This is a genomic window from uncultured Deefgea sp., assembly GCF_947072475.1.
Classification (GTDB): domain Bacteria; phylum Pseudomonadota; class Gammaproteobacteria; order Burkholderiales; family Chitinibacteraceae; genus Deefgea.
The window spans coordinates 1-17,812 of record NZ_CAMTIA010000038.1 but is presented as its reverse complement, the minus strand read 5'-3'; the positions used below and the strand labels follow the sequence as shown (position 1 = coordinate 17,812).

Sequence of the window (17,812 nt, the reverse complement as noted above, 5' to 3'; positions counted from 1 at the left end):
CCATTTTAAGAACTACCAACATAAAACCCCAGTTGTGACTGGGGTTTTAACTACATCAGCGAGTCTTAAGGGGCACGAACCGCGGCAACCAGCTCAGCATGTGTTGGATTGTAGTAGCGCATCGCCATCTGCAGCGTTTTCCACCCCATGACTTTAGCCAAGGTAGGCGCTTCCATTTTGGGGGCTAGCCTTGAAGCAGCTTCGTGCCGCAGGTCATGAAAACAAAGTCCTACAATGCCAGCTCGTTTACAGGCCAGGCGGAATGCTTTGCTTAAACCGCGGGTATCATGAAACGTATTAACGCGTTCGTTGAGGCTCGCGGGCTCAGGCAGACTCCACAGAATGTCTTCCGCTGCTTTAGTTAGTGGCACCACTCGTTTGCAGCCGTTTTTAGTCACGCCCAAACGAATGATTTCAGCATCAAAATCGACTTGGTGCCACTTCAAGCTGGCAATCTCCCCTGCGCGCATCCCCGTTTCAATAGCTAGGCGAATCGCAACGACAAGCCCCCTGTTACCGCTAGCGCACAATTTAGCGGCAGCAATCAGCCGGTCTTCTTCATCGCCTACTAAACGACGGTCACGCCCCTCTGGCAATTTAGGTTTACGAATGCCTTCAATGGGGTTCTGGACTGGGATGCTCCACTCTGTAGAGGCGCAGTTAAACAAATGTGAAAAAAGTGCGAGTTCTAGCCGAACTGTATTTGCACCGACTTCTGCCAAGCGCTCGTCACGATAGCGTGCAAAATCGACATTGCGCAGACTCGCTAAACCCCGCAAAGCTAAAGGGTGCTTTTGCAGGCGGGCAATCATCAAAAGCTCATTGGCCGCACTCTTTTTGCTTGGAGAGATTTCTTTACCGTAGCGGGTCAATGCCTGACCCAGCGTTGTCGTCTCGGCCTCATGCCGGTCAACGAAAATGCCGCGAATCATTTCAGATTCAACGACACTTGCCCAGCTCTCGGCTTCTGCGCGCGTTTTGAAGGTTGCGGTTTGAGTGGGATAACCATTGCGGCGCACAATGGTTTGAAACTGGGAAGGACCGCGTTTTTGAATAGTTGCCATGTTACTTGCTCCTGAAGATAGGTCGCGGCACTAAAAATGTGCCTTGGAGCAGTGGTATAGCGTTAACGCATTGGCATGATTGCATCTCGACGCAAAATAAATAGACATCGAGCCATCATTATCTGAGTGCAGCAAAACTGCAGCAAATAATGATTTAAAATGCGAAAGGGTCCAGCAATTTCTTGCTGAACCCTTGATTTTCTTGGTGCCGACGGCAGGAATCGAACTCGCGACCCCCTGATTACAAGTCAGGTGCTCTACCAACTGAGCTACATCGGCAACAGGACTGCATCATATAGAACGACTTGTTTTGTGGCAAGCACTACTTACAAAAGAATCGATAAACGTCTGGTTTTACAACGTTTTTATTTTAAATCCTTGCTGGTAAAAAAGGCGTCGGAGAAAAACGCATCGCTCGGTAGTTGGTGTGAAAGGCAGCCGGTATAGGCCGCTTCAACCATCATGGGGGACCCGCAGGCGTAAACTTGGTAGTGGGCCAGGCTGGCAAAGTCGGCCAAAACCACTTCGTGCAAGAATCCGGTACGCCCCTGCCATTGATCTTCGGGCTTGGGGTCAGATAAAACTGGGATAAAGGTAAAGTTGGGATAGAGCTGCTGCCACTGCGATGGCAATTCGGGCATATAAAGATCAGCCAAGGTACGGCAGCCCCAATAAAGCACCATTTCACGCTGGGTGTGATTGGCCAGCGCATGCTCGATCATGCCTTTGATGGGGGCAAAACCGGTGCCAGTGGCTAGGAACAAGATCGGTTTATCGCTGTCTTCACGCAAAAAGAAGCTACCGAGTGGGCCGGTAAAGCGAAAAATCTCGCGCTCTTTCATCGTGTTCCACACGTAATCTGAAAACTCGCCGCCGTCGATATGGCGAATATGCAGTTGCAAAAAGCCGGCTTGATGCGGTGGATTGGCAATCGAGAAGCTGCGCTTTTTGCCGGTTTTGGTGTGGATATCAATATACTGCCCAGCCAGAAAGGCCATTTTTTCGGTTGATGGCAGTTTTAACGTCAAAATAGCGACATCTGGCGAGACTTTTTCGATGCGTTCGATGCGCGTTGGCAGCGTTTTGATTTGGATGTCTTTGGTGGCGCTGACTTCGCGGCACTCGATGCTCACTTGCTCACTCACCGGTGTGGCACAACAAAATAAGGCATAACCTTGTTCTTGCTCGGCCGCGCTCAGCGCCGTTTCAGAATGATCACCATGCACGACTTCACCGCTGAGCACCTTGCCTTTGCAGGCGCCGCACGATCCGTTTTTACAACCATAGGGCATGTTAAAACCTTCTCGCATGGCGGCGTCGAGCAAGGTCTCTCCCTCAAAGACAGAGAGTTGCTGGCCCGAAGGTTCGATGGTAAGTTGTTGACTCATATTCATTCCATGCTGTGTTAATGCGTGTCGAGCATTGACCAATCCCTGCCCTTAACTGCGCCACGCTGTGAGCTACTAATCTATGAAAAAACCACGCTTATTAATTATTGGTTGTGGCGATGTTGTTCGCCGCGCCCTGCCTTGGCTTAAGCAGCACTTTACGGTGTATGCAACTGCACGCTCTAAAGAATCTGCATTGCAACTCAATACCCTTGGTGTTCGCCCTATTTTTGCCGATTTAGATCGGCCAAAATCTTTAGCGCGCTTAAGCGGTATTGCCGAGTATTTGATTCACAGTGCGCCACCGGGTGAAGGCGCGGGCGATCAACGAACGCGAGCCCTAATTGCCGCTTTAAGCCACGCCAACATCCAGCAAAATAAAATTTTACCACAGCGCTTACGCCGAGCTGTTTACATCAGCACCAGCGGTGTTTATGGCGATTATGCTGGGCAATGGATTGATGAAAGCAGTCCGCTTAAAACGCAATCGCTGCGCGCATTGCGCCGAGTCGATGCCGAAAAACAATTGCGTGATTGGGCCGGACGGCACGGTGTTCGGCTGAGCATTTTACGCTCGCCCGGCATTTATGCTGCCAATCGTTTACCGCTGGAGCGCATTGCGCGGGGTGAACCGGTACTCCATCGTGAAGAAGACAGTTATAGCAATCATATTCATGCTGATGATTTAGCGCATGCGCTCTGTTTGGCGCTGTTTCGCGGTTTGCCGCTACGTACTTACAATATCGTCGATGATGAGCCGCATAAAATGGGCGATTATTTTGATCAAGTCGCCGATGCGATGCAGCTGGCGCGTCCGCCACGCATTAGCCGCGCTGAGGCGCAAACGCGGCTGTCGCCGGCCCTATTGTCTTATTTGAATGAATCGCGGCAAATCGGCAATGCCCGCGCCAAAAATGAGCTCAAGCTGCAATTGCGCTACCCTAATACCGCTGCGGGCTTAGCCAGCGGCCTGTAAAACTGGCGCGCGTATCGATGCTGAATCCATAGCCTGATTTAATCGCCGTAAAGCTGGCGTAACAAAGCATTTGCTTTCGCTATATCTTTTACTATGCTGACTGATTGTTGACTGCGGAGTATAGATCATGATCAGCATCTGGATCACATGGGCGTTAATCTTGGCGGGCGCAGTATATTTAATTTATTGCTGGTGGACGTTTCATCACAGCGCCGATGCGCCACGCGTGGATTATCGCGATGATCAAGCGCATTTTAATTTGCAGCTGTATACCCATGCCGAGCATTTTTCGCCAAGCAAAGCCACAAAAAACACCACCAATGACAATAACGATCAGCCCGCTTGATGTGATCTAGCAAAATCGTTGGGTAGCAATAAAAACGCACAGCCCACTGTGCAATGCCGTTCACTTAAGCCAAGTGAGCGGCATTTTTTTTCCTCGATTTCATTGCTGGTGTCGCTTTTGACGCCAAGGTACAGAGAAAATCAATCGAAAAACCCTGAAGTTCCTCTGCGCCTCTGCGTCAGGTTTTCAGAGTTTGTCGTTAAGTGAACTGTATTTCAGCCCGCTGTGCGTTTTTTTGTTCGGCATCACTGCCGAGATACCATTGGCGATCAAGACCAAAAACGTTCTAACCAGCCTTTCTTTTGCCATGTTTTTTGCACGCCGCGCGATAAGAAGTGCTCAACATAGCGTTGATCGGCTTCCATAATGTGCCGCGTTAACCAATTGCGTAAAAAGTGCAGCAACTCAAAAGACACCGCATCCCCTTGATTGAGCCTGGCTTGCAAATCCACCATTTGCCCAATCAATTCTTCATGATGCATTTTATGTGTTTCATAATCGGGATAACCCAAAATCCGCATCAAGCTTTCTTCAACCGTGAAGTGGGTACGGGTGTAGTCGGCCAAACGCTGCAAAATCTCCACCGAGGCCTCACGCCCATGATGCTGGCGAATGGCATCGTTTAATTCATTTAATAAATTCACCAGTACTTTATGCTGCTCATCAATCTCTTGAATCCCAACCGATAACGTATCATTCCATTCAATCAATAAACTCATCGCTGACTCCCTCAGAAGCCGCCATACTGCCCAGCGCCGCGCCGCCCCTATTTGATCTACATCAAAAAGTGGGCCAAGTCCGAGCCAGCCTCCCCTATCTACAACACTTGGCGCAGGGTTTAAATGGATTCACGGCAAACCGCTACAGGCTAACCCTTAGCAATGTATACCAGCACCAAGCGCTTAAAACCGAATCGCAAAGAAACGGGTATATCACTGCAATATCTATACAACAAGATTTACACGGTAATACCCAGTGGAGATAGGCTTTGTTCAGACTTGATGTTGATAGGCAATATCACAAGTGCTTGAGCAGACCCCATTAAGCAGGCGACAGCAGGCTTTCGCGCATCACTACGCTTTGCAAGGCGGCAAAGCAATCGGCATCAATGGCTGATCCCAGCATGCCGCGCATGATTTCGATGGTTTTTTCGGGTGAATTGGCGGCGTGATACGGGCGCTCGGCGCTGATGGCGTCAAAAATATCGGCCACGGTGATAATGCGCGTTTCCATACAAATCGCTGCGCCACTGATTTTGCGTGGATAGCCTTGCCCGTCGAGGCGTTCATGATGCGCTGCGGCCACCACGGCTAATTCGGCAAAGGGCGCAATTTTTTCTAATATCGTTTCGGTTAGGCTGGCGTGCTGTTGCACCGCACGAAATTCTTCATCGGTTAAACGGCCCGGTTTTTCCAAAATACGGCTACTCACCCCAAGTTTGCCGACGTCGTGTAATAAGGCGGCGCGGGTAATCCATTGGCAACGCTCGGCAGAAAAGCCCATTTCTTGGGCGATTAAATTGGCATAAAAGCCCACGCGCTCACTATGCCCAGCGGTAAACGGACTTTTGGCATCGACCACTTGACCAAACGCCGAGGCGATATCGTCCATATATTGCTCATCCAGTGGCTGCGTCCATTGCGCGGGCTCAAGCGACTGCACGATTTGATCAATATTGGGATCGTTCAACGCCTGCCAAAATGCTGCGTCTTGGCCGACCACATTAAACGCGGCCACCAATTCAGGGTCAAACCACACGCCGGCACGCTGCTGAATTTCTAAACGGGCGGCATCAGCGCCGTGCGAGAAATGAAACACATCAATCACTTGCGCTAATAAGGCAATCCGCGCATGGATTGGAATCGCGTTACCACGCAAACCTTCTGGCCGGCCGCTGCCATCCCAGTGTTCATCTAATGAATGAATCCCCTGCGCCACAGACTCCGGAAACCGCAGCTGGCGGGCAATGCGTGCACCACGATCGCAGCGGGTTTGAATTAACTCTTGGGCAATTTGATCGCCATTACGCAAAATATTCAAAATCGCCGTTAAGCGCTGCGTCCAGCTTTCATTCTTACCGGTGTGCTCAAAAACAAAGCCTAAAACTTGCGATAAATTATTACCGACTAGCTTGAAGTCATGCTTAAAGTGCTGATCGTCGACCAAATACAGCTCGCAAATTCGCGCCGCATTGCTGCTGCAACCCAAATCCTTGAGTAATAAGGTGTAATACAAAGCCCAAATCTCGGACTCTGCCATGCCAATTTGCCGGCCAATATGCACGCCAATCCAGCAACAACGCACGCAATGCCCTGCGGGCTGTCCTTCAGTCAGATCCAAGGCATAACTGAGCGAACCCAATAGTTCAGCTAGTTTTAAATTTGCAGCCATTTTTCGTCTCATTTGGCAAAACAATGCAGGTGGGTGATTGACCCGCTGGCAATCAGACCAGCGCAGCTCGACAGCAAAGCGCGCGACACGCAAACGATCTGCAACCGAACCGCAAACGATCCGCAACGGGGAACACTGGGGAACGCAAGATCAAACCCAGCATAGCTTAATTTAAGCTGACTTAATCCATACGCAAAAAAGCCACCTTGCGGTGGCTTTAGCAATGCTGCAGCAATAAATGGCTTACTCTACGCCGCGAGCTCGCTCGGCGTGGAATTTGGCGACAAATTGCGGGAATTGATCGACTTCAATCGCCGCGCGCATTTCTGCCATCAGCACTTGGTAGTAGTGCAGATTGTGGATGGTATTGAGTTGCGAGCTGAGGATTTCTTGGCAGCGGAACAAATGATGCAGGTAGGCACGGCTAAAATTGCGGCAAGTGTAGCAATCACAGCTTTCATCCAGCGGACGCGTATCTTTTTTGTAATGCGCGTTTTTGATTTTAACGTTGCCATAACGGGTAAACATCATGCCGTTGCGGGCGTTGCGGGTTGGCATCACGCAGTCAAACATATCAATGCCTTGCGATACGCCATACACCAAATCTTCAGGCGTACCCACACCCATCAGGTAACGGGGTTTGTTCACCGGCAATTGCGGCGCGGTATGCGCCAGAATGCGCTCCATTTCTTCTTTGGGCTCACCGACCGACAAGCCACCAATCGCCATACCGTGAAAATCTAATTCATCCAAACCGGCGAGGGATTCATTACGCAGGTCTTCATGCATCCCGCCTTGCACAATCCCGAACAGTGCATTGGGATTTTCTTGGCGGTTAAATTCATCTTTCGAGCGTTTAGCCCAACGCAGCGACATTCGCATTGAATCGGCGGCGGTTTTATGGTCGGCGGGATACGGCGTGCATTCGTCAAAAATCATCACCACATCCGAATTGAGCACCTTTTGGATGCGCATTGATTCTTCTGGGGTCAAGAATAATTTATCGCCGTTGATTGGATTTTGGAACTTCACCCCTTCTTCGGTGATTTTGCGCATTGCGCCCAAGCTAAATACTTGGAAACCGCCCGAATCGGTCAACATCGGCTTATCCCAGCCCATAAATTGATGCAGGCCACCGAATTCTTGAATCACTTCCAAACCTGGGCGCAGCCACAAATGGAAGGTGTTACCCAAAATGATTTGCGCTTTAATGTCGTTCAAGTCGCGCGGCGTCATCGCTTTTACGGTGCCGTAAGTGCCCACTGGCATAAATACCGGCGTTTCAACCACGCCGTGATTCAAAGTCAAAGTACCGCGACGGGCCCCTGATGAGGTGGTTTTTAATTCAAATTTCATGTGTTTCCTCGCAAGCCGGAAAACAGTCCGGCGCTCATTAAAAACATTGACCACAGAGGCACTAAGGCACAGAGAAAACTCCAGCGAATTCGCTTTTCCTCTGCGTCTTGGTGTCTCTGTGGTTCAAATTTTTTTTACTTTCGTTCCAACAACATCGCATCGCCATAGCTAAAGAAGCGATATTCATGGCTCACGGCATGTTCATACGCTGCGCGCATGGTATCAAATCCAATAAACGCTGCCACAAGCATTAATAACGTTGATTTGGGTAAATGAAAGTTAGTGATCAAGCGATCCACTACTTTAAATTCAAAACCCGGTGTAATAAATATGTCGGTATCGCCCACCGGCTCAGCCAACAAGCCTTGCTGTGACGAGGCCTCCAGCGCGCGCAAACTGGTTGTTCCGACGGCAATCACGCGTCCACCGCGCGCCTTGGTCGCCAAAATCAGCTCAATCGTCGCAGGCGGAATAAAGTAGCGCTCGTGATGCATGGTGTGCTCGCTAATCTCATCAACGCGCACCGGCATAAAAGTACCGGCCCCCACATGCAAGGTCAAAAACGCCGTATCCACGCCCATCGCACGAATTTGCGCTAGCAACTCATCGGTAAAGTGCAAGCCCGCTGTTGGTGCTGCCACCGCACCGGGGTCACGCGCGTAAACAGTTTGATAGCGCTTAGCGTCTTCATCATCAGGCACATGCGTGATATACGGTGGCAATGGCAATAAACCCGATTGCTCCAAAATCTCAAACACGCTCACATCACCAGCAAAGCGCAATTTAAATAAATCGCCTTGGCGCTCAACCATTTCGGCGGTGAAGCCGCCTTGAAAATGCAAAATCGTCCCCGCCTTGGGCGCTTTAGACGCTTTAACGTGCGCCAAAGCGGTATGTTCATCTAAAACCCGCTCAACCAGTGCTTCAATTTTGCCGCCACTGGCTTTTTCACCGAATAAACGCGCTTTAATCACCTTGGTGTCGTTAAACACCAAAAGGTCACCAGCGCGCAAAAAACTCGGCAAAGCGCTAAACCGCGTATCTTGTGGCGTTTGACCGTCAATATGCAGTAAACGACTCGCGCCACGCACCTCAGGAGGGAACTGCGCGATCAACTGATCGGGCAAATGGTAATCAAAATCGGCAATCTGCATCAAAAAAACGCCTTCGTCGCATATGTAGCAAAACTACAAGATTGTATCAGCAAACATCGATATAAGCCGCGCCAACATTGACGTAGGCACGTTTTAAAACGATCGTTTACACCTTCAGTAAAAAAGAAAAAGCACGCTTTTTCTGGACAAGTTCGCAGAACTTGCGGCAAACTCCGTCGATTACATTGTGTTACAAGGAGTTCGCGAATGGCCGACATTGGTAAAATTCTGGTTTTGCATGGCCCCAACCTTAATTTACTCGGACTACGTGAACCCCAACATTACGGTAGTAATACATTGGCCAGCATCAATCAACAGTTGATTGACTTGGGTGCGAGCCATAAAGTTTCAGTCGAAACTTTTCAATCCAATCGCGAATACGAAATCATCGAACGCATCCATGCCACATTACAAGACGGCACGGATTATATCGTGATCAACCCCGCTGCGTTCACCCATACCAGTGTGGCGATTCGTGATGCTTTGGCAGGGGTCAAAGTGCCCTTCGTTGAAGTGCATTTGTCGAATGTACATGCACGGGAGACCTTCCGGCATCACTCCTATTTTTCTGATCTTGCCATTGGCGTGATCTGCGGCCTCGGGGCTAAAGGCTATGCCTACGCACTCGAGTTTGTCATCGACCGCTTAAAATCGGCGAAATAACAGGCCGAAACAGCCGTTTTCTGATCAACCGCCACGCAAATATATAAGTACGGCAAGACAACACTCAATTTTACTGACGCACACTTGTTTAAACCATAAGGTGGCCTGCACGACAGGACACCCATTTGACCTTTCAGAGGGGATTGCAACATGGATCTACGTAAACTTAAAAAATTGATCGACTTAGTTGAAGAATCTGGCATTGCCGAACTAGAAGTCACTGAAGGCGAAGAAAAAGTCCGCATCACCCGCACCGTGGCTAATGCGCAATACATGCAGCCGATGCAATATCATGTTCCACCCCAGCAACAAGCAGCCGCACCGGCCCCTGCTGTGAGCGTGGAAACCAGCGAAGCGGCAGCCCCTGTGGTCGCCGGCAATACTCAAAAATCACCGATGGTTGGCTCGTTTTATCGCTCATCGAGCCCAGATGCCAAACCGTTTGTTGAAGTCGGCCAAAGCGTAACTGCCGGCCAAACGATCTGCATCATCGAAGCGATGAAACTATTGAATGAAATCGAAGCTGAATACAGCGGCGTGATTAAAGCTATCTTGGTCGAAAACGGTCAGCCCGTTGAATATGGCGAACCCATGTTTATTATTGGCTAATTCTGTGAGATGCCGGATTAGGGATAGTAAGAAGCTGGAGATAAGGGGAGTAGAGAATAGGGAGTGGGGAGTAAAACCCACTCACCACTCACCACTCACCACTCACCCTTCCCCAATCCCCAATCGGCAGCACTCACTGATCACGGAGTACCTATGTTTAAAAAAATCCTCATTGCCAATCGCGGCGAGATTGCACTGCGTATCTTGCGTGCCTGCCGTGAAATGGGCATCAAAACCGTTGTGGTGCATTCTGAAATTGACCGCGAAGCCAAATACGTCAAGCTAGCGGATGAATCAGTCTGTATCGGCCCCAATCCATCAGCACAAAGCTACCTCAATATGGCGGCGCTGATTTCGGCGGCTGAAGTCACCGAAGCCGAAGCGATTCACCCAGGCTACGGTTTTCTTTCTGAAAACGCTGATTTTGCACAAAGAGTCGAAGAATCGGGCTTTGTATTTATCGGTCCACGTCCAGAAACGATTCGCCTAATGGGCGATAAAGTGTCGGCCAAAGACGCGATGAAAGCCGCTGGCGTACCTTGCGTACCGGGCTCTGACGGCGCCTTGCCTGATGATGACGCTGAAATGATTAAGATTGGCCGCAAAGTCGGCTATCCAGTCATTATTAAAGCCGCTGGTGGTGGTGGTGGTCGTGGTATGCGCGTGGTTGAGCGCGAAGAAGACTTGCTTGGCGCAGTGGCAATGACACAAGCAGAAGCTGGCGCGGCCTTTGGCAATCCAGTGGTGTATATGGAACGCTATTTGCAAAACCCACGCCACATCGAAATTCAGATTTTGGCTGACCAGCACGGCAATGCGATTTATTTGGGCGAGCGCGATTGCTCTATGCAACGCCGCCACCAAAAAGTACTCGAAGAAGCGCCAGCACCAGGCATTACCCAAGAGCAGCGCGAGCGCATTGGCGAGTCTTGTGCCGAAGCATGCCGCCGTATGGGCTACCGCGGTGCAGGTACGTTTGAATTCTTGTATGAAAATGGTGAGTTCTTCTTTATTGAGATGAATACCCGCGTACAAGTTGAGCACCCAGTGACTGAGCTCATTACCGGCATCGACATTGTGCAAGAGCAAATTCGGGTCGCAGCCAACTTACCACTGAGCTACACCCAAGCGGACGTTAAACTCCACGGCCATGCGATTGAATGCCGGATCAATGCCGAAGATCCACTCAATTTCTTCCCAAGTCCGGGTCGGATTACCACGTATCACACCCCGGGTGGCCCGGGTGTTCGGGTCGATTCGCACGTGTATCAAGGCTATTTTGTACCGCCAAACTATGACAGCATGATCGGCAAAATCATCACTTACGGCGACACCCGTGAGCAAGCGATTGCCAAAATGCGCATTGCTTTGTCCGAAATGGTGGTGCAAGGGATTTCAACCAATATCCCACTGCATCAACAGCTCTTGGTGGATGCCGAATTTGTCAAAGGTGAAACCAGCATTCATTACCTTGAGCAGCAAATGCCGGAAATTCGCAAATTGATTGCGGCAAAAACGGCGGCATCGCAGTAAACCTCGCAGTAACCCTAGAAAACGGAGCCCACGGGCTCCGTTTTTTATTTTGCTCTTGGTAAACTAACGGTGCTGTTCAGATTTGATATGGGTGCCGCAGGCACTTAAAATCATCAACACGTAATCTGATCACGACCAAAAAAAGGGCTTTGTTCAGATTTGATGTTGATAGCTGGTATCACAAGTGCTTAAGCGGATCGAATTCAACCCCTTCCCCCTCGACGGGGGAAGGTTGGGATGGGGGTGTTGAGCTTAAAATATACGCCGGTGTATCACCCTCACCCTACGCCCTCTCCCATCGAGGGAATGCCGCGATGCTCTCGTCATAATCAACACGTAATCTGAACATTGCAAAAAAAGCACAGTATTTGATCCTAGCCTTTAATTAATATGAGCTGCGGATGAATACCTCATTAAATACGCGGATGCTCAAATTGAGCATAGCGGCTATCCCAGCCTCGTCAACTTGGGCCTAAAAAACCAGTCCAGCGCCTCTGCAGCGCAGCGATCAATCAAACTGTAACCCTCAATTCACCCCGGCAATGCCTCTGTTATGCCATTGAGATTCCCCCTACTATCAAGGCTCATTTTTCCACCGAGGTGCTTGTGCTGAACATTGCATTAATAACTTATGTATCGATTATGTCGGTCACGCCGGGGCCGAATAATTTGATGCTCGCCGCTTCGGGCGGCAATTTTGGTTTTCGCCGCACCCTACCGCATATGTTAGGAATTAGTATTGGCCATGCGGTGCAGGTGTTTTTAGTCGGGATGTTTTTGGCGTGGGTGATGGCCGTACTCAGTAGCGTTCGGCCGATTTTGGGCGTCATCGGTTGCGCTTATTTGCTGTGGTTGTCATGGCAAATTTGGCGTGCCGCCTCACCCGAAGGCAAACAAGTTGCGCGGCCGATGTCTTTTTTGGCGGCGGCGGCGTTTCAGTGGATTAACCCAAAGGCATGGGTGATGGTCCTCAATACGGTGATTTTATTTTTGCCGCACGGGCCAGCCAATCTGGGCGCAGTGCTGGGTTTAGCACTGATTTGCGCGCTGATCAATTTGCCGTGTATTGCCGTATGGGCGTGGCTGGGCGACGCTTTGCGCCACCATTTACTGGTGCCAAAAAACCTCAAATTGTTTAACGGCAGCATGGCCTCGTTGATGGCGCTAACGGCATTTTATTTGCTGTATGGCGAGCTGATCCTATTGGCTTAATCGCGTTCTTTGGATTGGTTTTGATACCGGTTCCTAAACATCATTGCGATGCAAAGTAAACAAGCACAACAAGCTTTTTCGTCGAGCGGGTGCGGTTCGTGGCAAAATACGCCCCTACCGAACTTAGGAACCGCATCATGGCATGGCAAGAACTCCGCCTAACAACCGATTCTGCACAAGCAGAAGGCTATTCGGACACCTTATTTGATTTGGGCGCGCTTTCCGTGTCGATTGAAGACGCAGCAGCGGGCACCGACGCTGAAAAACCGATTTTTGGTGAACCGGGCGAGCCGGTCGATCAACTGTGGGAAACCAGCATTGTGGTGGCACTGTTTGACGTTGAGATGGATGTCGCCACTATTGTTGAGCACGCAGCGCAAGTCCTGCAGCTGCCTGCGCCAAGTTTCGAGATTGTCGACGTTGCCGATCAAGATTGGGTGCGCTTAACCCAATCGCAATTTGATCCGATTCCTATTTCACCGCGCCTATGGATTACCCCTACATGGCACGAATGCCCAGATCCTACTGCGGTGAGCATCCAGCTTGACCCCGGTTTAGCCTTTGGTACCGGCAGCCACCCAACGACTCGCCTATGTTTGCAATGGCTAGATTCCAACCTCGTTGGTGGCGAAAACGTGCTGGATTACGGTTGCGGCAGCGGGATTTTGGCGATTTCAGCAGTCAAACTCGGCGCAGGCGAAACCGATGGTGTGGATATCGACGCCCAAGCGATGATTGCCAGCCGCCAAAATGCCGAGCAAAACAACGTGGTCGCGCAGTTTTATTTACCCGATGCCGCGCCGAGCAAAAGCTACGACGTGGTGGTGGCCAATATTCTGACCAATCCGCTCAAAACACTCGCGCCATTGCTAGCCAGCCGTTGCCGTATCGGTGGCAAGATTGTGCTATCGGGCATTTTGGCCGAGCAAGCACATGAAATTATCGCCATTTACAGCCAATGGTTTGATTTTTCGCCAGCCGCCGAGCACGAAGGTTGGGTTTGCCTCTCCGGTCTCCGCAAATCCGCTTAATGAGTGAAGTCAGCGCATGAACCAAATTACCTGCTGCCCCAATTGCAGCACCGCCTTTCGGGTGACCGATCAGCAGCTCAGCGCACACCAAGGCAAAGTGCGCTGTGGCCGCTGTGCGTTTGTGTTTCATGCGCCTGATTTTATGCAAGCGCCCCTTGCTGGCAATGAGCCGAGCAATGAGCAAAACCAGTCCGACGATGCCATTGTCAGTGAAATCCCCTCCAGCGAGACCGTTGACAATAAAATCGCTGGCACTGCAACCGTGACCAGTGAGATTGCAACTCAAGCCAGCTTCGCTGAGCCTGACAGCCCAGCTAGCCACACCGACACCATCGCAACGGTATTTGAACCGCTCGATACACAAGCTGATCACCAAGGTATAGCCGCAGAGCCTTTAATTAATAAAGCCGATAGCAATATACCCGATGATATTGCCCAAGAAATCGATTTACTCCAATTTGAAGTGCTCGCCCGCCACACTAGCCGCAGTGACGAGCCCGCACTAGAGAAAGACAGCGCAGCGCCAAGCCACGTAGAAACCCCCATTGCGCCAAGCGCAGCACAAGACCCGACACTGGCAATGGAAATTGAGCTGGCTTTGGCCGCTGCAGCGGTGGCTGAAGAGACCCGCCCGCCGCTAAGCAGCGCGCCAAGCCCAAGCCAAGTTGAAATCGACAATCAAGCTGAACAAGCTGAGTATCAGCCGATTCTCAGCGATGACGATTTATTTATATCCCCCAAAAAAACCGCGCAACACACCGGCTGGTGGGCGCTCGCCAGCCTCTTGGCATTGATGATCTTGGTGTTGCAATTGCTGTATCAATTCCGGCTTGAGCTCAGCCAAGATTTTCCTATTTTACGTCCCAAATATTTGGCACTGTGCGCCAAGCTCGATTGCACTATGCCGCTGCCACAAAACGCCCAATTACTGCGCTCGGAATATTCAGAACTGAGTTTTATTCCGAATAATCCGCGCTTAATTCAGCTCAATGCCACCTTGCGTAATCTTGCGCCTTTTGCTCAAGCCTTGCCCAAGCTAGAGCTCACACTAACTGACGACAATGAACGCGTCATCGTTCGCAAAACCTTCACCGCCAAACAGTATTTGCTGCAGAACGAGCGCCAGCAAGACCGCATCGAAGCCAACGAAGAAATTCCCGCATTCTTACAACTTGATTTGGGCGAATTACATTCAACCGGTTATTCTCTGTTCTGGTTTTATTAAGACTGCTTGTTTTTCTGACAATAAAAGTCATACTGAGGATAGAAATTAATTCAGGAGATGATGCATGTCGACCGTTATGCTCAATAGCACCCCTGTCAGCATTGGTGGCCGCTTTCCCCGCGCTGGTGAAACCGCGCATAGTTTTATGCTGGTCGACATTCACTTACTCGATGTGCCACTGTCCAAATTTTGGGGGCAAAGAAAACTCATCGCCGTGGTGCCTAGCTTAGATGCGGCGATTGGTTTAACCATTGCCAGAAAACTCGAAACCATAGGCTATGAGCTCAAAAACACCGTGATTATGACGGTGTCGGTCGATACCCCGTATGCGTTATCCCGAATTTTAGATACTGAACGATTTCTTAAAATCCACTTAATGTCGACCTTGCGCGGGCGTGACTTTCATAAAGACTACGGCGTGATGATTACCGATATTCCGCTGTCTGGCCTGATGACCACCGCCTTATTTGCACTGGATGTCGACGACACCATTTTGTATTCCGAGCTGGTGAGTGATCTCAATGCCGAGCCCAACTATGCATCGGCTCTCGATTTGCTCGATCCGCCACAAGTTGCCATCCGAGAAATTGAAGTCCTAAGCATCGAATAAAGTCAGTCATACGCCCGCCAAGATTGGGCCTTGATCCATCTTGGCGTTTTTGCGTCGGCAAAGTATGCCCGACTCACGCCCGCAACTTTCATCCAAAGAAAATAAGATTAAATCAGCGCTGCGGCGCTTTTTTTTTACTTAAACAGCCCCACTTACTTTCATGCAGCATTCATATAAAACTAAGGAGCATTACATGGCATCAGTGACTCTTGGTGGCAATCCAGTCACCCTCAACGGCACATTTCCAGCAGTGGGCAGCACAGCACCGGCATTTAGCTTGGTAGCCAAAGATCTTTCTGACGTGAGCTTGGCTAGTCTGGCCGGCAAACGTAAAGTTTTGAATATTTTCCCAAGCGTTGACACCCCAACTTGCGCGATGTCAGTGCGTCATTTCAACGAGTCGGCCGCCAAACTCGAAAACACCGTGGTATTGTGCATTTCTGCTGATTTGCCATTCGCCCAAAGCCGCTTTTGCGGTGCCGAAGGCATTGAAAACGTGGTGAATTTATCCACCATGCGCGGCCGTGAGTTTTTGGCCAATTACGGCGTTGACATCACCAGCGCACCATTGGCTGGCGTTGCTGCGCGTGCGGTCATTGTGTTGGATGAGAATGATCAAGTCATCCATGCTGAACTCGTTGCCGACATTAAAGACGAGCCTAACTATGAAGCCGCATTGAAAGTTTTAGCTTAAGCGCCCGATCAGGGTTAAACTTCGCACTGTTTAACCCTGCTTGATTTTTGAATTTTATGACCTCTTGGCCCTTAGATTTTTTCTCGACCACCCCTGCCTTTGCTCCGGTTTTACCCTATCTACAACGCTTTTCCCAAGCCCCACACCACGCCGATTGGCTGACGGTCAGCGAGCGCATCCAAACCCAAGGCGGCGCGAACATTCAGTTTGTTGATCCCGATAGCATTACCGAATATTACGAGCTTGAAATCTACCAAAAAGGCCGTGTCGCTACGCGCTTAAATTGGCATGACACTTTTAACGCAACGATTTGGCAAGCCTACCCCAAAAGCAAAGTGGCACTCAATGCGCTGCACTTTAAAGCCATGCAAGCCGATCCAGACAGCAAAATCCGTGGGCCAGTGCGCGATGCCGCCACCTTATTTGATGAATGCGGCTTAATTTTGCCGTATAGCCGCCCAGCGCTACTTGAACTGATGGTCGCGCACCAATGGCAGGCATTGTTTGTCGAAGAAGCACAGGCATGGGGACAAGAAATCAGCGCCTTTGTTTTTGGTCACGCCACGCTGGAAAATTTACTGCAACCCTTTGTGGGCTTAACCGGAAAATGCTGGCCGATTCAAGTTGACGCGGATTTTTTTGCGCTTGATTTAATCGCGCAACGCCAAGAACTCGATCACCGAATCGCCGAACAAATCGAACAACACGCGCTAAAAACCCCGCGCCAGCTCCCTCCCCTGCCGTATTTGGGCATCCCGCAATGGTGGCCCGAGCAAGACGCCGATTTTTATGCCAATACGCGCTATTTTCGCCATGCCCGGCCCAAAAGCGCAGCAAAATAAACCCATACAAGAGTACCAGATCGGTGTAAAGCTGAGTTTGGCCAGCCTGTCACGACATTGCCCGCTTTGAGCGCGAACGCATTTGCTCAGTTTTAACTCAGGAAAAAAACCAGATCTGGCCTTTTTTATGCAAGATTCGAGTTGATTGATTGGGCATGAAATCGGCACGGAGCAAATGCTGCATCGCCAAAGTCACCGCTTAAGTGGTTTGGTGTGCGGCAGATGTCCGCCGAGTTAAATCTGCCGTAGGGCGACAATGAGCGCAGCGAATTGCGCCGCATTAGCCGTAAATAAACATCGCAACGGCGCGATTTGCGTAGCTCTCAGCACCCTACAGTATTGCGCCGTAGCTGGTGAGTGAACTAGCCAAGAGACGGCTATCAACTCAAAGCTGAAATGAATTGTAGGTTGGCGCTGAGGCACGAAGCCCAACAATCGCGGTAAACGTTGGGCTGCATTTCATTTAGCCCAACCTACGCACTGATTAGGCCTGTTTTTGTTGGTGTCGCTAAGATATACCCTGAATAAACAGACTAAAATCGGCTATCGACCCAAAGTGGAAGGTGTATTCCGACGAAGCAGAGTAGGTAAGATTAGCGCAGCGTAATCGTACGCATGATGCTGTTCCCTCCGATTTCGCTACGCTCTATCGGAGCTACGCTGCTGAATAAACAGACTAAAATCGGCCATCGACCCAAAGTGGAAGGTGTATTCCGAC

17 protein-coding genes and 1 tRNA gene are annotated in these 17,812 nt (G+C 50.3%); 11 read left to right on the top strand and 7 right to left on the bottom strand.

From position 1 onward, the window contains the following. Nucleotides 1-65: 65 nt before the first annotated feature. The 3 genes from Q0V82_RS11830 to Q0V82_RS11820 form a co-directional block, all read right to left on the bottom strand. Nucleotides 66-932: a site-specific integrase gene (locus Q0V82_RS11830; RefSeq protein WP_297575966.1), complete on the bottom strand. Its 867-nt coding sequence runs from the start codon at nt 930-932 to the stop codon at nt 66-68. A 335-nt stretch (nt 933-1,267) separates the two neighbouring features. Beyond that, nucleotides 1,268-1,343: transfer RNA gene (locus Q0V82_RS11825), tRNA-Thr, on the bottom strand. Nucleotides 1,344-1,429: 86 nt separating this feature from the next. Further along, on the bottom strand, nt 1,430-2,452 hold the full coding sequence (locus Q0V82_RS11820) for a CDP-6-deoxy-delta-3,4-glucoseen reductase (RefSeq protein ID WP_297575965.1): 1,023 nt from the start codon (nt 2,450-2,452) through the stop codon (nt 1,430-1,432). A gap of 82 nt (nt 2,453-2,534) precedes the next feature. Here Q0V82_RS11820 and Q0V82_RS11815 point away from each other — a divergent pair, with 82 nt between their 5' ends. Both Q0V82_RS11815 and Q0V82_RS11810 read left to right on the top strand, forming a co-directional pair. Continuing rightward, nucleotides 2,535-3,428 carry an SDR family oxidoreductase gene (locus Q0V82_RS11815; RefSeq protein WP_297575963.1) on the top strand — a complete coding sequence of 298 codons (894 nt, stop codon included), beginning with the start codon at nt 2,535-2,537 and terminating at the stop codon, nt 3,426-3,428. A 127-nt stretch (nt 3,429-3,555) separates the two neighbouring features. Further along, entirely contained in the window at nt 3,556-3,774 is a 219-nt protein-coding gene (locus Q0V82_RS11810) for a hypothetical protein (protein ID WP_297575961.1), read from the top strand. Between the two features lie 269 nt (nt 3,775-4,043). Here Q0V82_RS11810 and Q0V82_RS11805 read toward each other — a convergent pair whose 3' ends face one another. From Q0V82_RS11805 to queA, 4 genes are all read right to left on the bottom strand, one after another. After that, a complete protein-coding gene (locus tag Q0V82_RS11805; RefSeq protein ID WP_297575959.1) occupies nt 4,044-4,493 on the bottom strand; it encodes a bacteriohemerythrin in 450 nt (149 codons plus the stop codon). Between the two features lie 322 nt (nt 4,494-4,815). Then, nucleotides 4,816-6,165, bottom strand: a complete 1,350-nt coding sequence (locus Q0V82_RS11800) for an HD-GYP domain-containing protein (protein ID WP_297575957.1) — start codon at nt 6,163-6,165, stop codon at nt 4,816-4,818. A 243-nt stretch (nt 6,166-6,408) separates the two neighbouring features. Continuing rightward, complete coding sequence (gene tgt, locus Q0V82_RS11795; RefSeq protein WP_297575955.1) at nt 6,409-7,521, bottom strand: tRNA guanosine(34) transglycosylase Tgt; 1,113 nt, start codon at nt 7,519-7,521, stop codon at nt 6,409-6,411. Nucleotides 7,522-7,655: 134 nt separating this feature from the next. Further along, entirely contained in the window at nt 7,656-8,675 is a 1,020-nt protein-coding gene (gene queA, locus Q0V82_RS11790) for a tRNA preQ1(34) S-adenosylmethionine ribosyltransferase-isomerase QueA (protein WP_297575953.1), read from the bottom strand. Between the two features lie 216 nt (nt 8,676-8,891). Between queA and aroQ the strand changes: the two genes are divergently transcribed. The 9 genes from aroQ to Q0V82_RS11745 all read left to right on the top strand — a co-directional run bounded on the left by aroQ (nt 8,892) and on the right by Q0V82_RS11745 (nt 17,094). Next, a complete protein-coding gene (gene aroQ, locus Q0V82_RS11785) occupies nt 8,892-9,338 on the top strand; it encodes a type II 3-dehydroquinate dehydratase (protein WP_374758542.1) in 447 nt (148 codons plus the stop codon). A gap of 150 nt (nt 9,339-9,488) precedes the next feature. Next, on the top strand, nt 9,489-9,947 hold the full coding sequence (gene accB, locus Q0V82_RS11780; protein WP_297575949.1) for an acetyl-CoA carboxylase biotin carboxyl carrier protein: 459 nt from the start codon (nt 9,489-9,491) through the stop codon (nt 9,945-9,947). A 153-nt stretch (nt 9,948-10,100) separates the two neighbouring features. Next, nucleotides 10,101-11,480 (top strand): acetyl-CoA carboxylase biotin carboxylase subunit, encoded by a 1,380-nt coding sequence (accC, locus tag Q0V82_RS11775; protein WP_297575947.1) that lies wholly within the window; start codon nt 10,101-10,103, stop codon nt 11,478-11,480. Nucleotides 11,481-12,086: 606 nt separating this feature from the next. Beyond that, a complete protein-coding gene (locus Q0V82_RS11770) occupies nt 12,087-12,692 on the top strand; it encodes a LysE family translocator (RefSeq protein ID WP_297575944.1) in 606 nt (201 codons plus the stop codon). A 137-nt stretch (nt 12,693-12,829) separates the two neighbouring features. Further along, nucleotides 12,830-13,723, top strand: coding sequence for a 50S ribosomal protein L11 methyltransferase (gene prmA / locus Q0V82_RS11765; RefSeq protein ID WP_297575942.1), 894 nt, complete (start codon nt 12,830-12,832; stop codon nt 13,721-13,723). Between the two features lie 16 nt (nt 13,724-13,739). After that, nucleotides 13,740-14,948, top strand: coding sequence for a DUF3426 domain-containing protein (locus tag Q0V82_RS11760; RefSeq protein WP_297575940.1), 1,209 nt, complete (start codon nt 13,740-13,742; stop codon nt 14,946-14,948). Nucleotides 14,949-15,012: 64 nt separating this feature from the next. Beyond that, a complete protein-coding gene (gene tpx, locus Q0V82_RS11755; RefSeq protein WP_297575938.1) occupies nt 15,013-15,558 on the top strand; it encodes a thiol peroxidase in 546 nt (181 codons plus the stop codon). Between the two features lie 193 nt (nt 15,559-15,751). Continuing rightward, a complete protein-coding gene (tpx, locus tag Q0V82_RS11750; protein WP_297575936.1) occupies nt 15,752-16,252 on the top strand; it encodes a thiol peroxidase in 501 nt (166 codons plus the stop codon). A 56-nt stretch (nt 16,253-16,308) separates the two neighbouring features. Next, nucleotides 16,309-17,094: a DUF3025 domain-containing protein gene (locus tag Q0V82_RS11745; protein ID WP_297575933.1), complete on the top strand. Its 786-nt coding sequence runs from the start codon at nt 16,309-16,311 to the stop codon at nt 17,092-17,094. Nucleotides 17,095-17,812 lie beyond the last annotated feature (718 nt).